The organism is Arthrobacter sp. MYb224 (genome assembly GCF_002975455.1).
In the GTDB taxonomy this organism is placed as follows: Bacteria; Actinomycetota; Actinomycetes; order Actinomycetales; family Micrococcaceae; genus Glutamicibacter.
Window position 1 is genome coordinate 318,487 of record NZ_PCPU01000002.1, and the last position, 20,685, is coordinate 339,171.

At 59.8% G+C, this 20,685-nt stretch carries 23 protein-coding genes and 1 pseudogene; 19 read left to right on the forward strand and 5 right to left on the reverse strand.

The window, feature by feature from the left end; all coding sequences use genetic code 11:
• Nucleotides 1-7: 7 nt before the first annotated feature.
• Both CQ017_RS04630 and CQ017_RS04635 read right to left on the reverse strand, forming a co-directional pair.
• Nucleotides 8-430 carry a VOC family protein gene (locus tag CQ017_RS04630; RefSeq protein WP_105552733.1) on the reverse strand — a complete coding sequence of 141 codons (423 nt, stop codon included), beginning with the start codon at nucleotides 428-430 and terminating at the stop codon, nucleotides 8-10.
• Between the two features lie 209 nt (nucleotides 431-639).
• Nucleotides 640-1,062, reverse strand: a complete 423-nt coding sequence (locus tag CQ017_RS04635) for an acyl-CoA thioesterase (protein WP_105552734.1) — start codon at nucleotides 1,060-1,062, stop codon at nucleotides 640-642.
• A gap of 241 nt (nucleotides 1,063-1,303) precedes the next feature.
• Between CQ017_RS04635 and glsA the strand changes: the two genes are divergently transcribed.
• The 7 genes from glsA (at nucleotide 1,304) to CQ017_RS04670 (ending at nucleotide 6,788) form a co-directional block, all read left to right on the forward strand.
• Complete coding sequence (glsA, locus tag CQ017_RS04640; protein ID WP_105552735.1) at nucleotides 1,304-2,332, forward strand: glutaminase A; 1,029 nt, start codon at nucleotides 1,304-1,306, stop codon at nucleotides 2,330-2,332.
• 338 nt (nucleotides 2,333-2,670) lie between these two features.
• Nucleotides 2,671-3,225, forward strand: a complete 555-nt coding sequence (locus CQ017_RS04645; RefSeq protein ID WP_181150497.1) for an alternate-type signal peptide domain-containing protein — start codon at nucleotides 2,671-2,673, stop codon at nucleotides 3,223-3,225.
• A gap of 25 nt (nucleotides 3,226-3,250) precedes the next feature.
• Nucleotides 3,251-3,838 carry a SipW-dependent-type signal peptide-containing protein gene (locus tag CQ017_RS04650; protein WP_105552737.1) on the forward strand — a complete coding sequence of 196 codons (588 nt, stop codon included), beginning with the start codon at nucleotides 3,251-3,253 and terminating at the stop codon, nucleotides 3,836-3,838.
• Nucleotides 3,835-4,404, forward strand: coding sequence for a signal peptidase I (locus tag CQ017_RS04655; protein WP_258133490.1), 570 nt, complete (start codon nucleotides 3,835-3,837; stop codon nucleotides 4,402-4,404). Before CQ017_RS04650 ends, CQ017_RS04655 begins: the two co-directional genes overlap by 4 nt.
• On the forward strand, nucleotides 4,401-5,078 hold the full coding sequence (locus tag CQ017_RS04660; RefSeq protein ID WP_105552739.1) for a hypothetical protein: 678 nt from the start codon (nucleotides 4,401-4,403) through the stop codon (nucleotides 5,076-5,078). The genes CQ017_RS04655 and CQ017_RS04660 overlap by 4 nt, the downstream gene beginning before the upstream one ends.
• The gene (locus CQ017_RS04665) at nucleotides 5,075-5,650 is read left to right on the forward strand and encodes a hypothetical protein (RefSeq protein ID WP_146112427.1); all 576 of its coding nucleotides are present in this window, start codon (nucleotides 5,075-5,077) and stop codon (nucleotides 5,648-5,650) included. Before CQ017_RS04660 ends, CQ017_RS04665 begins: the two co-directional genes overlap by 4 nt.
• A 1-nt stretch (nucleotide 5,651) precedes the next feature.
• A complete protein-coding gene (locus CQ017_RS04670) occupies nucleotides 5,652-6,788 on the forward strand; it encodes a signal peptidase I (protein WP_181150499.1) in 1,137 nt (378 codons plus the stop codon).
• A 34-nt stretch (nucleotides 6,789-6,822) separates the two neighbouring features.
• Here the strand turns inward: CQ017_RS04670 and CQ017_RS04675 are convergent, their stop codons facing one another.
• The gene (locus CQ017_RS04675) at nucleotides 6,823-7,428 is read right to left on the reverse strand and encodes a TetR/AcrR family transcriptional regulator (protein WP_105552742.1); all 606 of its coding nucleotides are present in this window, start codon (nucleotides 7,426-7,428) and stop codon (nucleotides 6,823-6,825) included.
• 145 nt (nucleotides 7,429-7,573) lie between these two features.
• On the opposite strand from CQ017_RS04675, the gene CQ017_RS04680 reads away from it, so the two are divergent.
• Entirely contained in the window at nucleotides 7,574-8,551 is a 978-nt protein-coding gene (locus CQ017_RS04680) for a nitrilase-related carbon-nitrogen hydrolase (protein ID WP_105552743.1), read from the forward strand.
• Nucleotides 8,552-8,558: 7 nt separating this feature from the next.
• Entirely contained in the window at nucleotides 8,559-9,578 is a 1,020-nt protein-coding gene (locus CQ017_RS04685; RefSeq protein WP_181150502.1) for an agmatine deiminase family protein, read from the forward strand.
• On the opposite strand, the gene CQ017_RS04690 is transcribed toward CQ017_RS04685, so the two are convergent.
• Entirely contained in the window at nucleotides 9,575-10,750 is a 1,176-nt protein-coding gene (locus tag CQ017_RS04690) for an FAD-dependent oxidoreductase (protein WP_105552745.1), read from the reverse strand. The genes CQ017_RS04685 and CQ017_RS04690 overlap by 4 nt on opposite strands.
• A gap of 118 nt (nucleotides 10,751-10,868) precedes the next feature.
• On the opposite strand from CQ017_RS04690, the gene CQ017_RS04695 reads away from it, so the two are divergent.
• Genes CQ017_RS04695 through CQ017_RS18335 form a run of 4 tightly spaced genes read left to right on the forward strand, consistent with a single transcriptional unit; the run spans nucleotide 10,869 to nucleotide 13,748 of the window.
• The gene (locus CQ017_RS04695) at nucleotides 10,869-11,612 is read left to right on the forward strand and encodes a sulfite exporter TauE/SafE family protein (protein ID WP_146112429.1); all 744 of its coding nucleotides are present in this window, start codon (nucleotides 10,869-10,871) and stop codon (nucleotides 11,610-11,612) included.
• A 43-nt stretch (nucleotides 11,613-11,655) separates the two neighbouring features.
• The gene (locus CQ017_RS04700) at nucleotides 11,656-12,912 is read left to right on the forward strand and encodes a hypothetical protein (RefSeq protein WP_105552747.1); all 1,257 of its coding nucleotides are present in this window, start codon (nucleotides 11,656-11,658) and stop codon (nucleotides 12,910-12,912) included.
• Nucleotides 12,913-12,921: 9 nt separating this feature from the next.
• On the forward strand, nucleotides 12,922-13,575 hold the full coding sequence (locus tag CQ017_RS04705) for a GPP34 family phosphoprotein (RefSeq protein ID WP_105552748.1): 654 nt from the start codon (nucleotides 12,922-12,924) through the stop codon (nucleotides 13,573-13,575).
• 38 nt (nucleotides 13,576-13,613) lie between these two features.
• Nucleotides 13,614-13,748 (forward strand): hypothetical protein, encoded by a 135-nt coding sequence (locus CQ017_RS18335; protein ID WP_258133491.1) that lies wholly within the window; start codon nucleotides 13,614-13,616, stop codon nucleotides 13,746-13,748.
• On the opposite strand, the pseudogene CQ017_RS18540 reads toward CQ017_RS18335, so the two are convergent.
• Nucleotides 13,698-14,240, reverse strand: a pseudogene (locus CQ017_RS18540) (GntR family transcriptional regulator); the annotation flags it as partial. The gene CQ017_RS18335 and the pseudogene CQ017_RS18540 sit on opposite strands and share 51 nt — an antisense overlap.
• Nucleotides 14,241-14,413: 173 nt before the next feature.
• Here CQ017_RS18540 and CQ017_RS04720 point away from each other — a divergent pair.
• The 6 genes from CQ017_RS04720 (at nucleotide 14,414) to CQ017_RS04745 (ending at nucleotide 20,660) form a co-directional block, all read left to right on the forward strand.
• Nucleotides 14,414-15,535, forward strand: a complete 1,122-nt coding sequence (locus tag CQ017_RS04720) for a type III polyketide synthase (RefSeq protein ID WP_105552750.1) — start codon at nucleotides 14,414-14,416, stop codon at nucleotides 15,533-15,535.
• A complete protein-coding gene (locus CQ017_RS04725) occupies nucleotides 15,532-16,245 on the forward strand; it encodes a methyltransferase domain-containing protein (protein ID WP_105552751.1) in 714 nt (237 codons plus the stop codon). Before CQ017_RS04720 ends, CQ017_RS04725 begins: the two co-directional genes overlap by 4 nt.
• Nucleotides 16,238-17,365 carry an NAD(P)/FAD-dependent oxidoreductase gene (locus CQ017_RS04730; protein WP_181150500.1) on the forward strand — a complete coding sequence of 376 codons (1,128 nt, stop codon included), beginning with the start codon at nucleotides 16,238-16,240 and terminating at the stop codon, nucleotides 17,363-17,365. Before CQ017_RS04725 ends, CQ017_RS04730 begins: the two co-directional genes overlap by 8 nt.
• 114 nt (nucleotides 17,366-17,479) lie before the next feature.
• Nucleotides 17,480-18,775 (forward strand): 23S rRNA (adenine(2503)-C(2))-methyltransferase RlmN, encoded by a 1,296-nt coding sequence (rlmN, locus tag CQ017_RS04735; protein WP_258133492.1) that lies wholly within the window; start codon nucleotides 17,480-17,482, stop codon nucleotides 18,773-18,775.
• 212 nt (nucleotides 18,776-18,987) lie between these two features.
• On the forward strand, nucleotides 18,988-19,476 hold the full coding sequence (locus CQ017_RS04740) for a carboxymuconolactone decarboxylase family protein (RefSeq protein ID WP_096286289.1): 489 nt from the start codon (nucleotides 18,988-18,990) through the stop codon (nucleotides 19,474-19,476).
• Nucleotides 19,473-20,660, forward strand: coding sequence for a pyridoxal phosphate-dependent aminotransferase (locus CQ017_RS04745; RefSeq protein ID WP_105552753.1), 1,188 nt, complete (start codon nucleotides 19,473-19,475; stop codon nucleotides 20,658-20,660). Before CQ017_RS04740 ends, CQ017_RS04745 begins: the two co-directional genes overlap by 4 nt.
• The last annotated feature ends 25 nt before the right edge of the window (nucleotides 20,661-20,685 follow it).

A 20,685-nucleotide genomic window follows, 5' to 3' on the forward strand; every position in this document is an offset into this window, starting at 1 on the left:
TGTTGAACTAGCCGCCAGGATTCTCCATGGCTTCTGGGCTCATCCATGCGATTTCCCAGACGTGGCCGTCGGGATCTTTCACGGCCGCTTGGTACATTCCCGGGAACGGCTCGTCTGCCGCGCGGTAGATGCTCCCGCCGCCGGTCTGGGCATTGACTACGAACTCGTCCACGCCCTCCCGGGTGTCAGCCGAGATGGCGTTGAGCGTCTCGCGGTGCGGTGCGCCCAGTGCGGGCACATCTCCATCGACCAGGAAGCTGGCAAAGAATTCCTGGACCAGCACCATCACGGTGATGTTGTCGCTGATCATCCAGGAGGAAGCGTTCTCGTCAGAGAAGACCGGGTTCTTCTCGAACCCCAACGAAGCGTAGAAAGTGTCCGCCTTGGCTAGGTCAGCGGTGGGTAAATTGACGAAGATCATCCGGCTCATACTCAATACCTCGTTCGGTTGGGGGAAAGGCGCTTAATGCGTCCGGCACTTACTTTGCCCTACCAAGTCACGCGGAACAAGAGGTAATGTATGCAAATTTTCGGGACGCAAATTGAGCCTTGATGCGAAACGGCCCCGATCCTCGTCACGAGGATCGGGGCCGTTTCCACACCGCCAACCGGGTAATGGCTGAAGGCATCCGCCGGAAGTTAGATAAGAGCCTTGGTGATTTCCAGGGGAATACGGTCACGGGTGTAGGTGATGTGGTCATAGCCGTGTGGTTCTGGCTTGCCGTCTTCGCCGATGTTCACGAACACAATCTTCTCGATGGTCAGGATGGATTCCTGGGTGAAGATGTTGCGTACCTCGGCACGCAGCGTGACCGAGGTGCGACCGAAGTCGATGGCGGTCAGGCCCATCTCAATGAGGTCGCCTTCCTTGGCGGAAGCGATGAAGTTGATTTCGGACATGAATTTGGTGACCACGTGCTTGTTGCCAAGCTGGATGATCGAGTAGATGGCCGCCTCTTCGTCGATCCAACGCAGCAAGCTTCCGCCGAACAGCGTGCCATTTGCGTTGAGGTCTTCGGGGCGAACCCATTTGCGCGTATGAAAAGTAATACCCTTAGCCATACTGAAAATGCTAGGTCAGAATGGGAGTTAACGCTGTAAGGCCGTGCACATTGTCACCGAAAACACACTTTGCTCCACGGTAGGAGCCGCAGCAGCCCCACCGCGGAATCGATCAGCTGGCATCGTTGAAGCTGCGCGGCCAGTCGCACTCCGAATTGAAAGATGCCAGCTGAGGTCGCTGTTGGTAGTCTCAAAACAGGTAGTAGGAAACTAATGGCGCCATAGGCAAAGGCAGGTGAAGATGAACTATCCTTCGGAGGGGAATAACGAAACTATTCCTACCGACTTTGACGACGTCGAACAGCAGGTATCCACTGGTGCCCTAGAGCATCAACGCATCGACGAGCTTCTCAAAGAGGCCCATGAACGCTATGCCGATGCGGATGACGGTCTGCTGGCCCACTACATCCCAATCCTCGGCCAAGCTGATCCGAACCTGTTTGGCATTGCCATGTCCCACGTTCGCGGATCCGTGCATGAAGTTGGCGACTGCCGGCATCTCTTTTCCATCCAGTCAATCTCCAAGATGTTCGTCTACGCTTTGGTCGTGCAGGAGCATGGGCGCGAACTCGTGCGCGAGCGCATCGGGGTGAACAACACCGGGATGTCCTTCAACTCGGTGATGGCCGTTGAGCTGAATAATGGGCACCCGATGAATCCGATGGTGAACGCCGGAGCGATTGCCACCACCGAAATGATTCCCGGCAAGACCGCAGCGAAGAAGTGGGAGAACGTCAGGGAAGGGCTCTCGGCATTCGCCGGCCGCGCGCTGTCCCTGGATGACGAGGTCTACCACTCCGAGTCGCTGGCCAACGAACGAAACAAGGCTTTGGGCCGTTTGCTCAAGAGCTACGGGCGTCTCGAGGGGGACCCTTTGGACGCCGTTGATACCTATACCAAGCAGTGCTCATTGAATGTCACCGCCTACGACCTTGCCGTCATGGGCGCGACGCTGGCCGACGGCGGGGTTAACCCGGTGACCGGAAAACAGGTAGTTGATGCGGATGTCTGCCGTGACACCTTGGCCGCTGTGGCGTCGAACGGCCTCTACGAGCGTTCGGGCGAATGGCTCTTTGAAATCGGCATACCAGCCAAATCCGGAGTTTCCGGAGGCATCGTCGCGATCGCTCCGGGCAAAGGCGCCATTGGCGCCTTTTCGCCACCCTTGGATATGGCTGGCAACTCGGTTCGGGCGCAGCTGGCCATTGGGCAGCTTTCGCGCGCCATGGGGTTGAACCTGTTTGCGTCGGCTCCGAATCTAGAACGCTGACTTTAATTATTCGATGCGATGGCAACTCGATAAGGAGTTGTCTACTCGGCCAATAATTTGTAGCCGGTCGGGTATTGGGTAACAGGCTAGCGGTGGCACATGGAGTTAGGCGATATAATTTAGTATCTAGATATCCTCTAAAGTCACTACTCAGCACGGATTAGCTTGGAAACATCTGATTGTGCTTCAGGTGGCGGGAGAAAACCCCGCGAGAATTCCCAAAGCCCGGACGAAGTGCAGAAGTCTTCGAGCTAAAAGCAAGTTGAATTTGCTCCTAAATACGCTTTACTGAAGATATGTGCCATCGAAGGCACTCTTATTTTGAGGATGCGGAGCATATGAAGAAAGTAACCAAGGCGACGATAGCGGCCGTTGCCGCGGGTGCCCTATTGCTCGGTGGCGCCGGTACGGTGGCACGCTGGCAATCACAGCAGACGGTAGACGCAGGCGTGGTTGAGACCGGCCACCTGAACCTGACTCTGGGCGCCGACGGCGTTTGGCAAGATGTCAGCAACGCGGCAGCGCCGGAGCCCTTCAACCCTGCAACACAGCAGCTTGTGCCTGGCGATACGGTAACCTACAGCCAGACCGTCGCAATTGACGCCGAGGGCAAGAATATTGCCGGTGTCTTGAGCATTGCCGAAGCCGAGACCGTGCTGGGCGCGCTGGAAGGCTTTGTGACCGTGGGGCTTGAAGTTGACGCCTCGGCTACGGGCATTACGGAAGAACCTGACGGCACGCTGAGTTTTGCCGAGCCTGGTACCTACAACGTTCCGGTGTTGATTACCGTTGCCTTTGCCGAAGGAGCCGTAGGCGACACACCGCCGTCCACCTATGACCAGCCACTTGACTTGGGCGACCTGACATTGACCTTGGATCAAGTCCGCTCTTAGGCAACGAACGCTGGATAGCCCCTATATGCCCAAGCCTCTGAAGTTTGCGTTGATAGCGGCCGTGCTTTTGGCGCTCGGACTCGGCGCCCAAGGCACGGTCGCTTCGTGGCGCGCAGAAAGCAGTGTAGATCCGGGAACGCTGCAGACCGGATCCTTGATGTTGCTTGCCGGCGATGACGGGAACGGTACGCAGCATCACCAGTTCACCAGGCTCAGCAGCGAGAATCTTGTTCCGGGGCAATTCACGCAGGCGCCACTGGTTATCAGTAATGGCGGCACCAGCGATTTGGGCTATCAGTTGGATGGAGCGGTAAACGCGGCAACTTCGCCAACTGCCGCTGATATTGCCTTGTCCGAAGCAAGCCAGGTGCGCATTCATGCCGGTATGACTGCCTCCGATTGCGAAGCGCGGCAGCCGCTCGCTGGCGAGCAACTCTATGCAGGTTCGCTAGGTGACGCCGCGGAGTTTGCAGCGCCCAGACCGTTGCCGGCCGAAGGCGCTGGGAGCGAAGAAACCCTATGCGTGCGCGTCTCGCTTCCTGCGGGCGCATCCCAAGCAGCATCCGGCGGAAAGCTGGAACTCAGGCTGGGCTTTGTCGGGCAGCAGCGATGAGGGTACAAACTCGAGCGGAGCTCAGAAAAGAACGTGAAAAGACTGGCCTGTTTTGGTGGAGCGGACAACTTGCCTCTTGGTTTGCCCTCTTCGTTGCGCTGGCTTTGATCGCCGTCATGATCGTAATCCCGAAACTCGGCGGTGCCACAGCCTATACCGTGCTGACAGGTTCCATGCGGCCAGAGTTCCCTCCTGGGTCGTTAATCGTAGTGCGGCCTGCAGATACGGAAGAGATCCGGATTGGCGATGTGGTGACCTACCAGCTGAAGTCCGGAGAGCCTGAGGTGGTGACCCACCGGGTCGCCGCCGTTAGCTCGTCCTTGTCGGGGGAAACCCAGTTCACCCTGCGCGGGGATGCAAACAACACCGATGACGATCCGGTAAGGCCAGAGCAGATCAGGGGCAAGCTCTGGTATTCGATGCCATTGCTCGGTTTCATCAATTCGGCCATTTCCGGCCAGCAGCGCACTTGGCTGACCTGGGCTGCCGCAGGGGGCCTGCTGGCCTACTCGATGATCATGTTCGCCGGAGCGTGGCGCGAAAAACAACGAAAGGAACGGACATGACTATTCGTCTTCACCCGGTCCTTTTGAAAGCCTCGACGGCAGCCCTCATCGCATGTCTGAGTGCCGCCCCCGTCCATGCCCGGGGCGATCAAGACATTACCGGTGGCTTGAGCTATAGCAGTGATGGCAGGAATTTTTCACAGGCCCCACCGCCGCTGTTCGGCGGGGAGCCCGTCCTGGTGCCGGGCGATGAAGTCATTGGCGCACTGTGGATTCGAAACGACCGCGGCCTGGAGATAGAAGTTAGCGTGCAACCCAAGGATCCAGCAGCTCACACGCAAATCTATTTCGAGACAATCGGCTTGTCACGCTTCCGGCTGGAACCGGCGGAAGCGGTCAAAGTGGGACTGCGCATGGGGATGCCGGGGACCGCGACGAACGGGTCGCAAGATCAGGAAGAGCGTTCTCTGCAGGTGCAGATCAACGCGGTCGAAACCGGCAAAGGCAAGACGCCGGAGCCCGAACCGTCGCAACCACCACGAGAAACCGACGCGCCCCCAGAAGCTTCTCCCGAAAAGAATACGCCGGATCAGCGGGATCAGCTTGGCGATACGGGGTTCAGCGGAGGGTTAGCAGTATTGGGAATCGGTGCATTGGCCGCAGGCTGTGCGGCCGTCATGCTCTCGTGGAGACAGAAACGAACTGAAGCAACAAGGGATGATGGCAAACGATGAGCACCCGATCTATGCGTATCAAGGCGATCCTGTCCATGGGAATTCTCGTGGGATTTGGCGCGGTCTCCACGTTGGCTGCGTGGACCGGCACCGCCACCGCGACCTCCAATATCAGTTCCGCTACTGTCGCCCTTGGAGTCGGCGCAACGGCAGGTGCAGCGAACGCAACTACCTATCAGATGCCTATTACCGGCAGTAATTTGTATCCGGGCACCAGCGCGGCATCCACGGTGGTTGTGAAAAATACGGGAACCATATCGGCTCCGTATACGGTTCAGGGAAAGATCACCGAATCAGGTGCTTCCACCCTGGGCGCGGGGCTGAACATCTCCGTCAAGATTGGCGCAACCATCAGCGGCAGCGGCACCAACGTCACGTGTTCAGGTGGAACGACCATAGTCTCCAAGAGCGCCGGTGCGCAGTTCACCGGCTCATCGACTCCACGTACCTTGGAATCTGGTGCCTCAGAGTCGCTTTGCATCCAATATGCATTGCCGACAACAGCTGCCAACTCCCTGCAGGGCGCAACGACAAGCATTGGCCTGGCCTTCACCTCAACGGTTGGTTCCTAGCATGGGGAATCATAAGTCCAAAAGAAATCGGGGCACGGGCCTCTCAGCATTCCAGCGGATCGTATTGAACGTAGGGGCGGCACTGGGTTCCCTATGCCTGATCATGACGGTCGCAACCATGATTTTTGGTCTAAAGCCCTTGATTTTTGCCTCCGGCTCCATGGAGCCGTCGATTCCGACGGGTTCCTTAGGGATCGCAGTGCCCACTGCTATCCACGAGATCAACCAGGACGAAATTGTCTCGGTGATAAATAGCGAAAATCAACGCATAACACATCGGGTCGTCGAGAACTCAGATGCCGGTCTGGTGCTCAAGGGAGATTCCAACCCCATCCCAGATCTCGAAATGTACCACGCGAGCACCGTCGATAAGCTTCTTCTCAGCATTCCTGTATTGGGCTATGCCGTTTCTTGGCTCAGCCAGCCTTGGGCATTTTTTCTCGGGGGACTGCTCTGTGCCTATCTGCTCTACATAGCCTTCGTTAGAAGCACCAACGATCGTGGAAGTGATCCTGGCAATACGAGTGAAGCAAGAAAGAACGCGTCCGAGATGCAAGCCTCGGTCGAAGACGCAACCGGGTCGGCTCACAGATGGTCGAAACGCAAATCGATACGTGGGATCGCGGGCCTTGGTGCTCTTCTGCTCGTCAGCACGCTGATTGTCGGCACACCGAAGATCGAAATGACTCAGGCCGCCTTCGCGGGCAATGCGACGTCTACGTCATCGCCCGTTGCCGCCAGCCTGCCAGCAATCCCCGGCGCCCTGACCTGCACGACGGTTGGCGGCGTGCTGGGCGCCGCTACCAGTGCTGACGTGTCCTGGCCCGCGCCGGCTATGCCTGGTGGTGCTAAATATGCGGTTCGGGTGCAGTTCAATTCCGGTGATGTTCGTTTTCTAAACGTCAACGCTGGCACTACTTCGGTGAGGTTTAGCGCCGGGCTGAGTCTGCTCGGAGCAATCCTCGGTGCTGCCCAGACATTTGAAGCCAAGGTGCTCGTCGTGACAACAACTGATGGAGCTGCGGTCACCGAAATGGGCAGCAACATCGGATGGTCCTCGCCGGTGGCTACGGCGCCGAAAACGACAATTCGATACCGGCCGGGAATTTTGCTGATCAACGATTTCTCGTGCGCGTAGTCCGCCCAAACGCCACCCATGGGAAATCGGAGAACTACAAGAACTTTCGCTCAAACCCGGATAGCACGATTTTCAATCCGGCAGAGAAGGCCGTCGCCGGCCTGCCTTCTACATTCAAGCCGGCGTCCAAGGCGTCGCTAAATGCGGTAGATGCTTCGCTGCTCACTAGCCAGACTTCCTTGGGCGCGGCGGCATCCAACGCGGAGCCCAGGACAAACGAATCAATGATGGTGATCGCTTGCAGGCGTTCCTTGGGTGCAAATCCAGCCATGGCAAACGCTTCAGCCAGCGCTTCATAGACTCGCAGCGTCGTTTGGTCGCGGACCGTGTGGCTTGTGAAGAGCGGAATCAATTTTGGGTGCTTGGCGTAGGAGGCCCAATACTCCGTGGCGATCTGCCGAACTGCCTCCTGCCAATCAACCCGGTCCAGATCGGGTAGTTGAATTTCGGACATCGCGCGCCCGCGCATCAGTTCAATGATCTCGGCCTTGCCATCTACGTGGTTGTAGAGCGAAGATGCAGTCACCGAGAGTGCTTTGGCCAGTTGCGGCAGGGTGAACTCGCCATGTGCGTCGACAAGTTTGAGCGCGGCGTCGGCAATCGCAGTTGCGCTGAGCTTTGGTTTCGACGGCCTAGCCATGCGGGCTTCCTTTGCTTCGAGACTCTTTGACTAGAGCATACACAGATTAAACGAAAATCATTCGTTAAACTCCTTGATTTTGGATATGACTTAGGTCTAACCTGAAAACGAATAGCATTCGTTAAACATCCTGAGGTGACCTAAAATGCAAGAAGTCCTCGCCCTGAATCCACCGGTCTCTCCGGCGCGTGCCGGAGAAAAAGTACGTGGTGACATCACCGTCGCCCTAGTGCAGCATCGCTGGCATGAAGATCGCCAAGCCCTGGAAGCGGAGCTTGAAGATGGGATCCGGCGAGCGGCGAACCATGGCGCACAAATCGTATTCCTGCCGGAACTGACGCTGAGCAAATACCCGGCATTCGAAGTCCCGGATACGGCTGCCGCCGATGCGTCTGCAGAAGAGCTGCTGACCGGTCCAACTTTTACCTTCGCCGCGCAGATGGCCGCCAAGCACCAGATCAACGTGCATATCTCCTTGTATCGCAAGGCGCCTTCGCACGATGGCCTGGGGCTGAACACCGCGATTGTCGTGTCGCCGGAGGGCGAACTGGTGGCGACCACGAATAAGCTGCATATTCCGCGTACCGCCGGATACTACGAGGATAAATACTTCCGCGAAGGCCCCAACGAGGAGCCCTATCCGGTGCACCGCATCCCGGGCCTGGAAGATCTGGCCATGGGACTGCCCACTTGCTGGGATGAGTGGTTCAGCGAACCACCGCGCATCTACTCGTTGGCCGGGGCCGACCTGCTGGCCTATCCTACGGCCATCGGGTCTGAACCGGATCACCCGGATTTTGATACCGAACCGCTGTGGCGCCAAACCATTCTCGGCAATGGCATTGCCAACGGTCTTTTCATGGTCGTCCCTAACCGCTGGGGCGACGAAGGAGCGCTGACCTTCTACGGTTCCTCCTTCATCTCCGACCCGTATGGCCGGATTCTGGTCCGCGCCCCGCGCGATGAATCAGCGGTGCTGGTCGCGAGCCTGGACCTGGATGCCCGCCGGGACTGGCTGACGCTCTTCCCATTCCTGCGCACACGCCGCCCGGAAACCTACGCAGCCCTGACCGAAGCGCGCGTTGAGAGCGGACTCGGGGAAGAAGAGCAGACTCGTGCCTAACTACTTCATGCCCGCCGAAACTGCAGCCCATGAGCGGATCTTCATGGCTTTTCCAAGCGGAGGATACACCTTGGGGCAGAGCGAGGCGGAGGCGGAAGCCGCTCGTACGGCATGGTCCAACGTGGCCCGCGCGGTTGCCCGGTTTACCCCGGTGACGATGATCGTTGATCCAGGCGCACTTGCCGATGCCGGCCGCCATCTCGGGGAATCCGTGGACTTCGCGGTACGCGCGTTGGATGATGCCTGGATGCGCGACATCGGTCCAACCTTCGTACGTGATGCCGCGGGTGAACTCTTTGCGGTGAACTGGAATTTCAACGGTTGGGGCGCCCAGGCATGGGCAAACTGGGGAAAGGACAGCAAGATCGCGAGCGAAATTGCTGCCTTGACCGAAACCAAGGTGCTGCGAGCGCTGATCACCAATGAAGGCGGCGGCATTCACGTGGATGGGGAGGGCACCGTTTTGGCTACCCGCAGCGTCCAGTTGGACCCGGGACGCAATCCGGGGGCAACGGAAGCCGATATTGAAGTGGAATTTTCCCGGCTACTCGGTGCCACGCAGACCATCTGGCTAGAGCGCGGGTTGACCCGTGACAACGAAGAATTCGGAACCCGTGGACACGTGGATATCGTGGCATGTTTCGCCGCGCCCGGAGTGGTGCTTTTCCACGACCAGCAGAACCGCGAGCACCCAGATTTTGCGGTCTCCCAGCAGGTGCGCCAGCAGCTTGAGTCTGCAGTTGACGCCAAGGGGCGCAAGCTCACGCTCATTGCGGTGCCGGCCCCGACGGTGCTCACGGATACCGAGGGATGGGTTGATTACTCCTACATCAACCATCTAGTCACCAACGCCGGAGTCATCGCCTGCACCTTTGGCGATCCGATGGATGCCCAGGCCCTGCAGGTATTGGCGGAGGCCTATCCTGGGCGGGAAGTGGTGGGAGTCGATGCCCGGGAGCTCTTTGCGCGCGGTGGCGGAATCCACTGCATCACTCAACAGCTGCCGGGGGCTAAACGCAAGGGTTAGTCCAGTCCGACCTGATGGCGCCGCTCCAGAAATACGGGGCGCGTGATTTTGCGGTTTGCGGCGAAAGTCGGCTCGGTGCTGCAGGCTCCGGTGGCCAGATCGGCCAGATGCTCGCCGATGGCGGGCACAAACTTAAACCCATGTCCGCTAAATCCGGCGCCCACGGTGATCGGTCCGAAGCGATCCAAAATGAAGTCCTCGTCCTCGGTATTGGAGTAGGTGCAGGAGACCGTCTCAAAACGTTCGGGGTCCACACCAGGTAGCCAGCGTGCGGCATATGCCTGCAACGCCCGAATTTGTTCGTCCACGAGTTCATGCGGACGGGCATCCGGGTCAACTATGCGGCCCGCGCCGTGCCAGCCGACCTTGATTCCCTCGCCGGGGGTGTGCATTCCATAAATCGGACCGTAGACCGGGGAGCCGGTATCGCGGGCGGGGTCCAGCGAGTGGTTGAACCCGGGCCACCGTACCGGAAGCGGGGTTTGCGTGAAATGAACCGGGTGCTCTTCGGTGACATGGATCCGTGGAAGGCTGATTGCTTCCCCAAGGAGCGACCGGGTCCATGCCCCGGCGGTCACGATGACATGGCGTGCGCGCAGGGTTGAGCTCCCCGCAGGGTCCTCCAGCTGGATGCTGACAAGTTCCTCGGAGATCACTTGCAGGGACGACACACGCCGAGTGTGGTGAATCGTGGCCCCGGAGTTCAACGCCAGACGTTGCAGTGTCGAAACGGCAAGATCGGCATTAATCTGACCACCTGCGGGAATATACAGAGCTTCGGTCTCAAATTTCATCCCGGCAAAACGTTCTTCGGCTTCGGCAATGCTCAGCGTCACGCAGTCGAATCCGGCCGCGCCAAGACTGCGCTGGATCTGGCGTTGCCCGGCTGGATCGCCGTGGTTCACCAACCCGGTGCGGTTTAGCAGCTCGGTGCCACCGGCCTGGGCAATCTCGTCCCACAGGTGGTTCGCGCGTTGCAGCAACTGCACGTAGGGAGTTTCGGCGTAGGCCGGATTGAAGTTGCGGGTCGCCCCATGCGAGGCACCGTGCAGATGGCCCGGCGCGTACTGCTCGAGCAAGAGCACTTCGCGGCCGCGTGCAGCTAATGAGTGGGCGGCGGCCGAGCCCATCGCTCCGCCGCCAATGATCAGGTAGTCAACGTCGATACTCACTAGACAAGCGTAGAACGAGGCAGCGCGGAATTCGTATTCTGCGGTCGTGCTCGGGTGCACTAACGTAAAGCAATAGGGCGCGACTGCGTTCGGCGCAGGAACTGGAAGGCAACAACTATTGGATACGCTACAACTCGGCGCATTGCTCGGATTGTCCGCGGCCGTTTTTGTGGGGGCTTCTACACAACGAATCTCCGGCATGGGATTCGCGCTGGTTGCTTCACCATTTCTGGTGATGGTTCTCGGGCCGCACCACGGGGTCATGGTGGTCAACTTCCTCGGAGCCTGCAGCAGCTTGTTGATTCTGCTTCAGGTATTCAGGGATGTTGAGTATAAGAAGATCTTGCTGATGCTCGTTCCTGCGGTCGTCATGACTCTTCCCGGCGCCTGGGTTGCCTCGCGTTTAGGCGGCCCATGGCTCACCGTTGGGATTGCCCTGATGGTCATCCTTGCCCTGGGTTCGAGCTTCCTGGTGCGCAACCTTCGTACCGCGCAAAGCAAGGGGTTGGCAATCGGGGCCGGCGCCGTTTCCGGATTCATGTCTGTTACCGCCGGAGTATCAGGTCCGGCCATTGCGGGGTACGCGGTGGCCAGCCGATGGCCGCAGGCGAAATTCGCCATTTCGGTGCAACTGTATTTCTTTGTGCTGGCCGTCGCTTCGTTGCTGGCCAAGGGCGGAGCTCCTGAACTTCATTGGACGCAGTGGGTGAGCTGTCTCGTGGCGATGGTTGGGGGAATACTGCTGGGCAACTTCCTCGCTCCTAAAATTCCGGAGAGGTTTAGCCGCTTGTTCGTTATTCTCGTCGCGTTTGCCGGGGCCGTGACGCTGATGGTCAACGGGCTAACCCAGGCACTGGCGTAGGCAGAAACTGACTAAAAAGTCTATCAGTGAGATAATTGGTACCGTGCGGACCGATGAGAGCATTCAGAACCATGGCAAACCGGCCACAGAACTAGACATTGAACGGCAGGCATTGTGGGCAGGCTTTATCTGTTCAATCCTAGGATTAATAGTTGGACTCATCCTGTTCGCAGGTAATCGTCCGGCCCTCGCCGGTGGGCTATCGGTAGGTGCCGTCGCAGCTTCAACCGGAGCGGTCGCAGCAGCCCTGGCAAGTGCGGTGGCCTTTCGGCGGTTGCTGCTATCGCGCGAGCCGTGGCTCGCACGGATCCCCAGGTGGCGTCAGGCAGTCACCCTGATTGGGCTGGTATTGGTTCATGCAGCAAGCTCGGTGATGATCTTGATGGTGGCTTTCCACCTGATGCAGCAGGCGTTTTTCGGACTGCGTGTGGATATGCTTGCCGGGTCCTTGCTTGTCAGTGGCGCGACAGGGGTAAGTGCCTATCTGTGCTTGGTTGCCACGGCTCGGACAAATGCCGAAACTCTGTCGGTGGTTCTGGGTATCTTCATGGCCTCGGGTGTCGTCATCAGCATGCTGCTCGCCGAGGACCGAGGCTGGTGGCAGTCGATGTTCTCTTCCCTCGGCACCTATGACGCGGGGATCGGTTCCTTCTGGACATTCAATACCACGTTGGTGGTCTCCGGGCTCGTGCTGATGGCCTTTACCGAATTTATGACCAGAGATCTTGCAAAGCTCGCACGGACCTATAGGTGTCGCCCGAGCTTGGAGAAATACCGGATTGCAAAGTATCTGCGTCCGCGTCCCGGCGTTGTCCGCTGGTGCCTGTTGGCGGTGGCCGTTGGCGTTATTTTGATCGGGATAGTTCCGGTGAATGTTGCACCCGAGGTACACGCTACTTTTGTCCGTTTGGCGGCGGCCGGGATGATGCTGCTCCTGATGGGGACTACCGTGCTTCTTCCGGGGTATCCGGTGGTTTTCCATTTGATGTCGCTGACGGCACTAGGAGCCCTATGGCTGTCCTTCTTGCTATGGCAGGAATGGAACTACTACAACCTCACCGGATTTGAACTTGCCGTGGTCGCAATTCTCTTCACCTGGATCTCGGTGTTCATCCGAACAACTTCGGCACTGATCCACGACAAGAAACAGCAACTTCGCAAGGAAAAACGTGCGCGCAGACGTGCGCAGCGTGAACAGTTGGCCGGTGCGCAAGATCCGGCAGCCTCAAATATTGATCCGCATTTCAACCACGGCGAAATCCGTCGTAATGGTGAGGACGCAGGTTTCCAGAGTCGATAGCCTTGAAATATGTTGATCTCCGAGAAGCTGTATTTGCTACTGACCAAGGATGACGGCCGCCCAGAGACGGTGATGAGCTCTTATGGGTACGGGATGAACGCGGCGGTCATTGCCGACCTGATCCTGGGCGGACGAGTGGGCTTGACCGAAGACACGAATCCGCGCATCACAATCATCGGGGCGGGGCCAATCGGGGACCCGGTATTGGCGCATTCCCTGGACAGGCTCGAAGGCAAAGACGGCACAACCCTGGATTCGGCCGTTGCGATCAACCGGCTGTGCAATATTCGCTTGGTAACAGATTCTTTAGCCAAGCAAGGACTCGTGGAACACGGAGAACGCAGCTTCTTTGGTCTGGGCAAGGGGAATGTGAAGGTACTGAACGGGCAGCTGGAACGCCAATTCCGTTTCGGGCTGCGGTCGGTGCTCCAGGGGCAACGGGAGGCCGAAACCCACGAGGCAACGCTGCTATCCATCTTGCAAGGCATGGGCGTGGTGCCCGATGTCCTAGCCGAGGAGATCGAACCGCTGAACACTGCAGAGGCCAAGCAACGGATCAAGGAAGTCGCCACGGACTCCCGTGCTGGGGACGCGGTACGCAAAGCGGTGGCAACGATGAACAGCGCGGTCGCCACGACCACCATCCTTCCGGGCTCTCGCTGAGAAGCCGGTAGCCATGCGGGCTGCTCGACCAAACCGGCTTGCATCACGACGTCCACGGTGGCTTGGAAGTGCTTGCGCAGCAGCGCGCCGAGCTGCTGCGCATCGCGAGCCAGGGCCTCATCGAGAATATCTGCGTGCTCATGCTCAACATCGCGCGCCACCGCCGCTTGTGACGGTGCGGCCCACAGGCGATAGAGCTCCGTGAAATTCGCCAAGTCGGTGGAGGGTTTCAGCCTCGGTTGGCACTCGCAGGGAGCCAAAAGCTGATGATGAAATTCGCGGTGCGCAACCGACCAGAGCGGGTTCACGCGATCCGGTTCTTCGGGTAGACGGCGTGGGGTTCGCGAAAGTTTATGGTGCGCGGCGATGAGCCCGGATTCCCAACCTACGGTTCCACGCTCCACGGCCAGCCGTGCCGCGAGCGCCTCGGTGGCACAGCGGAGCTCGGTAATATCTGCCAATTCTCCAAGGTTCAGATCTGGAACGAAAAATCCGCGATTGGTGCGGATGGCAACAAGGTATTCACCGGCTAAACGAGTCAAGGACTCGCGAATGACGGTGGTGCTGGTGCTGAATTGCTCGGCTAACGTGGTGGGCTGCAAGCGATCTCCAGGAGACCAGAATCCGTCCAGAATCGTACGGCGAATTCCTTCGAGCGAATGCATAGATGCCTTTGCCCCGCTGGCCTCTTTCTTATTGGCGAAACCTTGAGCGCAAAATCCAAGATAATCAGATTATGTCTGGCTACTCAGAGTATTGAGCGATTTCGCTTCTTCGTGTTCCCCCTGTGTTTCGCTGCACCCTTTACGTAGCGTGGCGGTGGGCCTAGGCTCGGCTCATGCCAGTGATGCTGCGTACTATCCAGACCGCCGTACCAGAAACGCTCCTTCGCCAGGACGAAGTTCGTGATGTCTTTGCGCTGCAACCTGGGTTGTCCCGTTTGGGTCAGCGGCTGATCGCTACCTCCTTCGATTCCTCGGCAATCAACACCCGCTACAGCTGCGTCAAAGACTTCGATGCCAAGCACCCTCCGGCGAACCCGTTGTTCTACGACGCAAGCACACAACTGCTGCATTCCCCGAGCACCGCCACCCGCAACCGCGAGTATGTGGCCCATGCCCCGGCCCTCTTTATCGGAGCCGCGCAGAAAGCCCTGGATGACTGCCCGGATCTGACGCCCGCGGACATCACCCACGTCATTACCGTCTCCTGCACCGGTTTTTACAACCCAGGACCGGATTACCAGATTGTGCGCGCGCTGGGCCTGAAGCCCAATACGGTGCGGCACCATCTGGGGTTCATGGGCTGTTATGCGGCTTTCCCTGCACTGCGTGCGGCTAAGGACTTTTGCCTCGCGGATCCGCAGGCGACGGTGCTGGTGGCCTGCGCGGAGCTGTGCACCCTGCATGTGCACAGCTCGAACGACCCGGACACCATCATGGGTTCTGCGCTCTTTGCCGACGGAGCCGCGGCGGCAATCGTCACCGCACGCGGCGACAGCGGGTTGAGCATGGACGCCTTTGAAACGGTGCTCACCCCGGTCGGCGAAGAGGCCATGGCGTGGAATATCGGGGATGAAGGATTTGAGATGGTGCTCGGGACCTATGTTCCGCACATCATTGATGAGCATATCAGCGGCGCCTTGGAACCGCTCTTCGCGAAGGCTTCCATCCCGGAGACAAGCTTTGCCCAGATCAAGCATTGGGGGATTCATCCCGGCGGACGAGCGATCCTGGACCGCGTCCAGAATCGCCTCGAACTCAGCGATACCCAATTAGCACCTGCCCGCAAGGTCTTGGCCGAATACGGAAATATGTCCAGTGCGACGGTCCTATTCGTGCTCAAGGAAATCATGGATGATCGGCAAGCCAACTCGGGCGAACGAGTCTGCGCCATGGCCTTCGGTCCCGGACTGACCGTGGAAACCGGGCTGTTCACCCTGCACGGGGAGCCTGAATGACGAGCCTGCGGCGCAGCATTGGAGTCGCAGAGGAAATGGATCGACCGGACTGCGACCCTAAGTTGCTACGCCGGACCTACGCGCAGTTTCCGCTGGTAAATCGGGTTGTCGCCGGATGGCGCGGAAACTATGTGCGGTTCATCCGCCCGTTGCTGCGCCGCCGGCCCGAAACAAGAATTCTGGATGTGGGCTGCGGAGGCGGTGACCTCGCAAAGAATCTGGCCCGCTGGGCGCTCGCCGATGGGCTTTCAACTCAGATCCTCGGCATAGATCCGGATCCGCGCGCCATCGACTATGCCCGGCAGGCTATGCGCCGGGCGGCGCTACCGGAGGGCGTGGTGCAATTCCGTGAGACTACCAGTGCGCTGCTCGCCGCTGCCGGGGAGCAGTTCGACGTGGTGCTCTCGAATCACCTGCTGCATCACCTGGAAGCGCGCGAATTGCAGCAGCTGCAGGTGGACACCGAATCGCTGTGCACCGGGATCGGCCTGCATAGCGATATTCGCCGCGCCCGAGCGGCGTTGCTGTTGTTCGGCACGGCTACGCTGCCGTTGGCCGGTACCTCGCTGATCCGCCGCGACGGGCTGGTCTCCATCCGGCGCAGCTACACGCCAGCGGAACTGGCTGCTTTGGCCAGGTCTGGCTGGGAGGTGCAAGCACAACGGACTTACCGCAATGTGCTGCTCTGGAAGTCAACCGGCAGTGGATGAGGTAGCGATCATCGGAGCCGGGCCGGTGGGATTGACCCTGGCGATCCTGTTGGCCCAACGAGGACGGAAAGCCACGGTATACGAGAAGCGCACCGAACTAGCCGGGCATTCACGGGCGATCGGCCTGCACCCACCGGCCCAGCGGATCCTTGAACTGGCGGGGCTCGGCCCGCGGGCGCAGGAAAGCGGAGTGCCGATCCGCCGCGGCATCGGAATGTCCGCGGGCCGCATCATCGGCACCATGGATTTCGCGGTGATCGGCGGGGACTACCCCTTCGTCTTGTCATTGCCCCAGCAGGTCACCGAGTCGCTGCTGCGCGAACGCCTGGCAGAGCTTGCCCCGGGGGCACTGGTCTCCGGGGCCGAGTTCTCCGGCCTTCTGGCGCAGTCGCCGGACGGGGTGGAATTCACCGCCGGCGGCACCGCGCACCGTGCCCGATGGCTGGTCGCGGCCGATGGAGTGAACTCTTCGGTGCGCAGGAGCCTAGGAGTTCCTTTTGCCGGGAAAGATCTGTCCGACACCTACCTGATGGGAGATTTTCCGGATACCACGCAGCTGCCCCATACCGCCGCCTTGTTTTTGCACCCGGCGGGGATTGTGGAATCTTTCCCCTTGCCGGGTTCTTTGCGGCGCTGGGTAGTGCGTGTGGACGGCCAGGACCGCGGCGGCTCGGCCGCCGAGGTGGTTGATGCGCTCTGCCATCGGGTGGGTTTTGTGCTCGACGCCGCGAGCTGCACCATGCACAGCCGCTTCACTACCGCCAACCGGCAGGTTGCCTCGATGGTCCATGGGCGGGTGGTCATGCTCGGGGATGCCGCGCACCAGATCAGTCCCATTGGGGGACAGGGGCTCAGCTTGGGATTTGCCGACGCGCTGGAGCTGGCAGCTCGGTTGGCTTCCCACGCATCCCTGGCCGGTTTCTCCGAAACCCGATTGCAGGCCGCGCGCAAGGCGGGATCGCGTGCGCAGCTGAATATGATGCTGGGCCGGCCCTTGCCGCGATGGCTGGCCCCGGCACGCGATGTCCTGATTTCACGCCTGGCATCGAGCCAACGAATCCATGACGGTGCCGCCCGCAGCTTTACGATGACCGCACGTGGAGTTCCGCGAAGTAGCTGATGCGCGGGAGGGTGCCGCTGATTCTCTCCTTGGGGAGGGCTCCGGAGCAGCAAGCACCATGCGTGCCCAAACTCACCGCCAACTTCCAGTGGATACGTGAAACAATAGGTAGTAATGACTTCCAGCGACTCCACCACACTTTCCGCCGTTGAACGCAAGGCCCTGCGCACCGAGCAGGCCGCTGCCCAGCGCGCCCAGCAGCTGCGCATCTCCAAGTCCCGAGCCGAGGCCGAGGGCCGCGCCCAGGTCGTGCCAACGGCCGAAGGATGGAAACAGGAGATGGGCGCCGATGGCCGTCCAGAACTGCAGTTCGCCACCAAGCGCCGCGTCGCCCAGCCGCCAACGCACCTGGCGGACCAGAGCCTTGCCGAACGCCAAGCGAAGCTGAAGGAACTAGGCCTTCCCGCCTTCCGCGCCAAGCAGCTTTCGACGCACTACTTCACGCACTACACCACCGACCCGGAGAAGATGAGCGATCTTCCCAAGGAGCGCCGTGCGGAACTGGCCGAGGCCATGTTCCCGAAGCTGCTCACCGAGGTCAAGCGACTGACCACCGATGACGGCAAGACCATCAAGTTCCTCTGGCGCCTGTTCGACGGTTCGCTGGTCGAGTCCGTGCTCATGCGCTACCCGGGCCGCATCACCCTATGCATCTCTTCGCAGTGCGGCTGCGGCATGAACTGCCCATTCTGCGCCACCGGACAGGCGGGGCTGACCCGCAACATGTCCACCGCGGAAATCCTGGACCAGATTGTCCAGGCGAACCGGGTGATCGCCGAAGGCGGCCTCGGTGGCCAGAAGCATCCGGACGAACGCGTGGGCAACATCGTGTTCATGGGCATGGGCGAGCCGCTGGCGAACTACAAGCGCGTGATGAACGCGGTGCACCGCATGGTTGCCGACGCCCCCGAAGGCCTGGGCATGAGCGCCCGCGGCATCACCATTTCCACCGTGGGTCTGGTGCCTGCCATCCGCAAGCTGACCGAAGAGAATGTGCCGGTCACCTTCGCGCTGTCGCTGCATGCCCCGGACGATGAGCTTCGCGATGAGCTGATCCCGGTGAACTCACGCTGGAAGGTCGACGAGGCGCTGGACGCCGCGTTTGACTACTATGTGAAGACCGGACGCCGCGTCTCCATCGAGTACGCGCTGATCAAGGACATGAACGACCATGAGTGGCGTGCCGAGCTGCTGGCGAAGAAGCTCAACGCCCGCGGTCGCGGCTGGGTCCATGTGAATCCGATTCCATTAAATCCGGTACCGGGCTCCATCTGGACCCGCAGCGAGAAGGACATCACCAGCAAGTTCGTGCGCCGCCTGGACAGCCTCGGCGTACCCACCACGCTGCGCGATACGCGCGGCAAAGAAATCGACGGCGCCTGCGGGCAGCTCGCAGCCGACGAAGACTAAACATCTGTGACTAGGGCCTTTGCTTCACGTGAAACACGTGGAGCAAGGGCCCTTTTCGCGTTTAGGGGTGCCGGCAATCTGGCGCGCGGCCTGTCCGGAGACGCTATTTCTGGGTTCGCCGGTCGGGGCGGGCTCCGCGAACACCGGCAGCCGCCAAGACACAGGCGCCGACTCAGCAAGAGCAACCGCGGCCAAACCGGTAGGGTTCAGATATGGCCGTTTCAGACCCACTCTTTTTAGACAAGACCAATCCCGAGTTGTGGAACTCCATGGGGAAGTTCTCCAACCAGCTTGCCAAGACCTACCGGGCAGCCGGCATCAGCGACCGGACAGCCGAACTGATCAACCTTCGGGTCTCGCAGATCAACGGCTGCGCCTACTGCCTCGACATGCACACGCGCAAGGCGCTGGAAGCCGGAGAGCGCATGCAGCGCATCGTCTTGCTCAGCACATGGGATGAATGCGGCGGACAGTTTGACGAGCTCGAATGCGCGGCCCTTGCCATCGCCGAGGCTGCCACGGATCTGCCCTGCCCGGAGGAACGCATCGCCGCCGTAGCTTCGGCACGACTGCTGCTCACCGATGAACAGGTTGCCGCGATCCAGTGGATCGCGATTTCGATGAACGCTTTTAATAGAATTTCCATCCTGTCCCGCCACCCGGTCAAGGAACGGGCGCTTGGAGCGGAGAACGCCCAGTGAAGGTATCTGCTCGCGGACAGGTGCCGCCCTTTGAAGTAATGCAGATTGTTGATTCGGTGGCCACCATGCGCACCGCCGGACATGATGTGATCTCGCTCTGCGTCGGCGAACCCGGTGGCGGGGCACCGGCCGCGGTTAATGAATTGGCTTCGAAGCTCCACGCCGAACATGCGGATTTCGGGTACACCTCAACCACTGGCTTAGCCGCAACAAGGCAGGCGCTAGCCGAGCACTACCGCCTGACCTACGGGATAGAGATTCCCGCGAGGAACTTCGTCATGACTGCAGGTTCCTCGGGCGCATTCCAGCTCGCGTTCTTGGCGGCCTTTGATCAGGGAGATATCGTCGCATTGGCGCGCCCTGGGTACCCGGCCTACGCAAATATTCTGCAAGCCCTTGGGCTGCAAGTTGTTGACCTGCCCACCGGACCCGAGCAGCGTTTCCAGCCGACGGTGGAACTTCTCGAGGCGGCGAAGGCGCAACACGGACGCCTCGACGGGCTGGTGATAGCTTCGCCGAATAACCCCACCGGCACCATGTTCAGCGCCGCGGAGCTTGAACGCCTTGCCTGCTGGTGCGAGGCCAATGGGGTGCGGCTGATCAGTGACGAGATCTATCACGGAATCGAGTTTGTTCCCGAACGCAGGGGCCATACCTCTTGGGAATACTCCCAGACCAGCATCGTCGTCTCGTCTTTTTCCAAATACTGGGGAATGACCGGCTGGCGTTTGGGCTGGATGATCGTCCCCGACGATATGCTCGCCGTGGTGGATGGCCTAGCTTCCAACCTTGCCCTTTGTGCGCCGGCGCCCGCGCAACGCGCCGTCCTGGCGGCCTTCGAACCAGCGAGTCTGGACGAAGCCGAGAGCCGGGTAGCCGAATTTGCGCGCACCCGTGAGTTGGTGCTCCGCAGCATGGAAAAGCTTGGCATCTCCCAGGCGGCCCCTGCCGATGGCGCGTTCTATCTCTACGGAAAACTGCGCCCGGCGGTGCTCGAAAAGTTTGGTTCGGCCTCTGGGTTCTGTGCCGCGGTCTTGGAAGAAACCCATGTGGCGCTCACCCCCGGCGGGGACTTTGACCCATTTGCGGGGCATCTCTATATTCGGCTTTCTTTCGCTGCGGGCTACCATCGTGTCGCCGAAGCGCTGGATCGAATCGATGCATTCCTGAAAAGGAATATTTAGCAAAGGGAGTTTATACACAGTTCGC